Origin of the sequence: Sandarakinorhabdus sp., assembly GCF_041689835.1 — a bacterium.
In the GTDB taxonomy this organism is placed as follows: Bacteria; Pseudomonadota; Alphaproteobacteria; order Sphingomonadales; family Sphingomonadaceae; genus Sandarakinorhabdus.
In genome coordinates this window covers 1-3,549 of sequence record NZ_JBDNFM010000096.1, presented here as the reverse complement: position 1 = coordinate 3,549, position 3,549 = coordinate 1, and the positions used below count along the sequence as shown (strand labels likewise).

Annotated in this window: 5 protein-coding genes; 3 read left to right on the top strand and 2 right to left on the bottom strand. The window is 61.5% G+C overall.

Annotation, left to right across the window (positions count from 1 at the left end; all coding sequences use genetic code 11):
• Together ACESL8_RS04685 and ACESL8_RS04680 are read left to right on the top strand one after the other, a co-directional pair.
• Window positions 1–289, top strand: a 289-nt coding sequence (locus ACESL8_RS04685; protein WP_372916467.1) for a 4-oxalocrotonate tautomerase family protein, incomplete at its 5' end; no start/stop codon positions are given.
• An 11-nt stretch (window positions 290–300) separates the two neighbouring features.
• Window positions 301–744, top strand: a complete 444-nt coding sequence (locus ACESL8_RS04680) for a cupin domain-containing protein (RefSeq protein ID WP_372916465.1) — start codon at window positions 301–303, stop codon at window positions 742–744.
• A 116-nt stretch (window positions 745–860) separates the two neighbouring features.
• On the opposite strand, the gene ACESL8_RS04675 is transcribed toward ACESL8_RS04680, so the two are convergent.
• Window positions 861–1,565, bottom strand: coding sequence for a response regulator transcription factor (locus ACESL8_RS04675; protein WP_372916463.1), 705 nt, complete (start codon window positions 1,563–1,565; stop codon window positions 861–863).
• 137 nt (window positions 1,566–1,702) lie between these two features.
• The gene (locus ACESL8_RS04670) at window positions 1,703–1,984 is read right to left on the bottom strand and encodes a DUF1153 domain-containing protein (protein WP_372916461.1); all 282 of its coding nucleotides are present in this window, start codon (window positions 1,982–1,984) and stop codon (window positions 1,703–1,705) included.
• A 172-nt stretch (window positions 1,985–2,156) separates the two neighbouring features.
• Between ACESL8_RS04670 and mnmA the strand changes: the two genes are divergently transcribed.
• Window positions 2,157–3,269: a tRNA 2-thiouridine(34) synthase MnmA gene (mnmA, locus tag ACESL8_RS04665; RefSeq protein ID WP_372916468.1), complete on the top strand. Its 1,113-nt coding sequence runs from the start codon at window positions 2,157–2,159 to the stop codon at window positions 3,267–3,269.
• Window positions 3,270–3,549 lie beyond the last annotated feature (280 nt).

Below are 3,549 nucleotides of genomic sequence, written 5' to 3'. Positions count from 1 at the left end.
AATTCTGCAGACGGTCTGCAAGCTTTGTCGGGTGATCTGGCGCAGATCTGGCGCCTGGCAACAAAGGAGCATCACCATGCCAATGGTAAACATCGAAGTCATCGAAGGCGTTTTTTCACCTCAGCAGAAGCAGTTGATGATCGACCGGGTGACGGAAGCGATGGTGTCGGTTGAAGGCGAAGCGCTGCGCTCGTTGACCTGGGTTCGCATCCAGGAGTTCGCACAAGGCCATTGGGCGATCGGCGGCAACAGCCTGTCTGCTGCCGACGTTCTGGCGGTTGGTTCATAAGGGACGATATCATGAAACGCACGACAGTCTGGCTTGTGGCCGCAGTTCTGCCGTGGGCGTCTGCGGCGGCACAGCCCGCAGGCAGCGAACGTCCGCTGGCGATGAGCCGTATGGATACCTCGCTCAAATGGCGCCCATGCCCACCAATCTACACCGGCGGCTGCCGTTTGGCGGTGCTGCACGGCGATCCGGCCAAGCCCAATGCCGATGTTTTCCTGCGGGTGGATGGCGGCACAGTGCTGCACAATCACCGGCACAGTTCGGCCGAGCGTATCGTTCTGGTGAGCGGCAAGCTGCGCGTGGCCTATGCCGGATCAGCGCCTTCGATACTGTTGGCGGGCCATTATGCCTATGGGCCAGCCGGCGCGCCGCACGAAGCGCGGTGCCTGAGCAAGATGCCCTGCACGCTGTTCATCGCCTTTGAAGGCCCGGTTGATGCCGATCTGATCAAATAGCGGTATTCGGCGTACACAGCTGGAGTTGGGCTGGCGGCCGTGTTGCCAGTGACGACCCAAAGAAAAGGGCCGCCGATTACCCGGCGGCCCTTTATCATGTACGTGCCGTGACCTTTTCAGGCCACGGCAGGATATTCGCTGGGTTCAGGATCGCGCAGCGCATAGCCGCGCCCCCAAACGGTTTCGATGCAGCCAGACGACGGCGCGCCGGCCAGATACAGCTTCTTGCGGAGCTTGCACACGAACACGTCGATGATCTTGAGTTCCGGCTCGTCGCGGCCGCCGTAAAGATGGGTGAGGAACATTTCCTTGGTCAGCGTCATCCCCTTGCGGAGCGAAAGCATTTCCAGGATCGCATATTCCTTGCCAGTGAGCGCAACGCGCTTGCCGTCGACGCTCACGCCGCGAGCGGCAAGATCCACCGACACCGGACCGGTGACAATCACCGACTGGCCATGACCCTGACTGCGCCGCACCAGGGCGTGCAGACGGGCCATCAGTTCCTGCCGGTCGAACGGCTTGGTGACATAATCATCTGCACCTGCACCAAAGCCGGTCACCTTGCTGGTGGTCTCGGCATCGCCCGACAGGATCAGCACCGGGGTGTTGATTCGCAGTTGGCGCAGCTGACGCAGCACTTCGTGCCCACTGATATCGGGCAAAGTGAGATCCAGCATGATCACGTCAAATTCATAGGTACGTGCATATTCCAGCGCGAGCTCACCTGTGCCCGCGGTTTCGTGCTCGATGCTCGCTTCGTCGAGCATACGCTCAACGCTGCGAGACATTGCACGGTCATCTTCAATCAAAAGAACGCGCATGCGAACGTCTCCGAATTCGGATTAACCCCCACCAAGCGCAACAAGCCCGGTCCCAACCCTGCATCATTCTTAACCTGTTTTATGAGCATCCGTAAATACCCCATTAGTATTTTCTCCCAGTAATTCAAAATGTTCATTCATTTTTTACCATTTGAATCATCGGATTCGAACAGTGAACGATAGATCTGCACCCTGGTCACGCGCAAGCCCGGCGTGCCCACCTTGTCCACTGCGCGCTGCCAAAGTTGAATCTCTTCAAGGCTTAAGCGCCAACGCTTGCAAGCGTCTTCCAGGCTGATGCTGCCATCATTTATGGCGCTCAGCACGGCGGCCTTGCGATTAGGTACCCAGCGGACCGTATCGTCGGGTGGCAGCGTGTCGCGGCCGAATCCTGGTGGGGGTGGAGACATGAAAGACATGTCGGCGTCTCCTTCCGGCCTGCGCAGGCCGTGCAAATGGGATGGTGTATTCACCATGACGGCGGCGGCCTGCCCGGCTTTACCTTACGGCCGCCCCTTGACGGCAACCGGCCCTATCCGCAATGCCGCTGCCGTGAACGCGTTTGCGGCCTTTCCAATTGATCTGGCGGTGATGCCTGCCAGTGTGCGCGCCGTGCTGGCGCCGCTGGCCGGCCGGCGGGTGGCCGTGGCGATGTCGGGCGGGGTCGATTCGTCGGGGGTAGCGGCGCTGGCGGCGGCCGCCGGCTGCGACACCGTTGGCATCACGTTGCAGCTGTATGTTCAGGGTGCCGCCGCAGCCCGGCCTGGCGCCTGCTGCGCCGGCGCCGATATCCGCGATGCGCGCGCCGTGGCCCAGCGGCTGGGCATCGCCCATTTCGTTGTCGATATGGAAAGCCGCTTCCGCGAGGCGGTAATCGATTCGTTTGTCGATGCCTATGCAAAGGGCCGCACTCCAGTGCCGTGCGTGGAATGCAATCGCACGGTGAAATTCACCGATCTCATCGCGTTGGCCCGTGATCTGGGTGCACAAGCGCTGCTGACCGGCCATTATGTGCAGCGCATCGAGGGCCCTGGCGGCGCCGAGCTGCATCGCGGCGCCGACCCGCACAAGGACCAGAGCTATTTCTTGTGGACCACCACACAGGCGCAGCTCGATTATCTGCGCTTCCCGCTCGGCGCGCTGGCCAAGGCCGAAACCCGCGCATTGGCCGAAGCCTTTGGCCTGGTGGTGGCGGCCAAGCCAGACAGCCAGGATATCTGCTTCGTGCCTGGCGGCGATTATGCGGCTGTCGTGGAAAAAATCCGCCCCGAATTGGCCGCGCCCGGCGATATCGTCGATGCAGCCGGCCGCGTGCTTGGGCGCCACAATGGCATTCACCGCTTCACCGTTGGCCAGCGCCGCGGGCTGGAACTGGGCGGCCAGGCCGAACCGCTGTATGTGGTGGGCATTGATGCCGAGGCCAATCGCGTTATTGCCGGGCCGCGCCGGGCACTGGCCGTGACCGAAGTGATCCTGGAAGGCGCCAATATCCTTGGTCCCGTCGCCGGCCCTTTGGCCGTGAAAGTGCGATCGATGGCGCCGCTGGCACAAGCCTGGCTGGACGGCGACAGGCTGCGTTTTGCCGAGCCGCAATATGGCGTCGCCCCCGGCCAGGCAGCAGTGGCCTATATCGGCGAACGGCTGGTGGCGGGCGGCACCATGGTGGAAACAATCGCGGCAGTTCCGGGCCTGATGCCCGCCTGAACACCCCCGCCTCAACACCCCCGCCTGAGACATGCCAGCTGAAAAATCGGCGTCAAATACTTGACGGTGTCAAAGGTTTGACGCTCGCCCTGTCGGGCATCTGACACTTTGCCTGTCGGTTTTTTGACAGGTTCAAATCTGTTAACCATCTTCGGCCTTGGCTGCCGTTCAGACTGGCGGTTTGGCACGCGCCTTGCTTGGGAACGGGCATGAGCACGCCTGTCTGTCAACGCCGGTCGGATTTTAGGCCAGTGTGGCGGCGTAAAAGCAGGCCATTTTT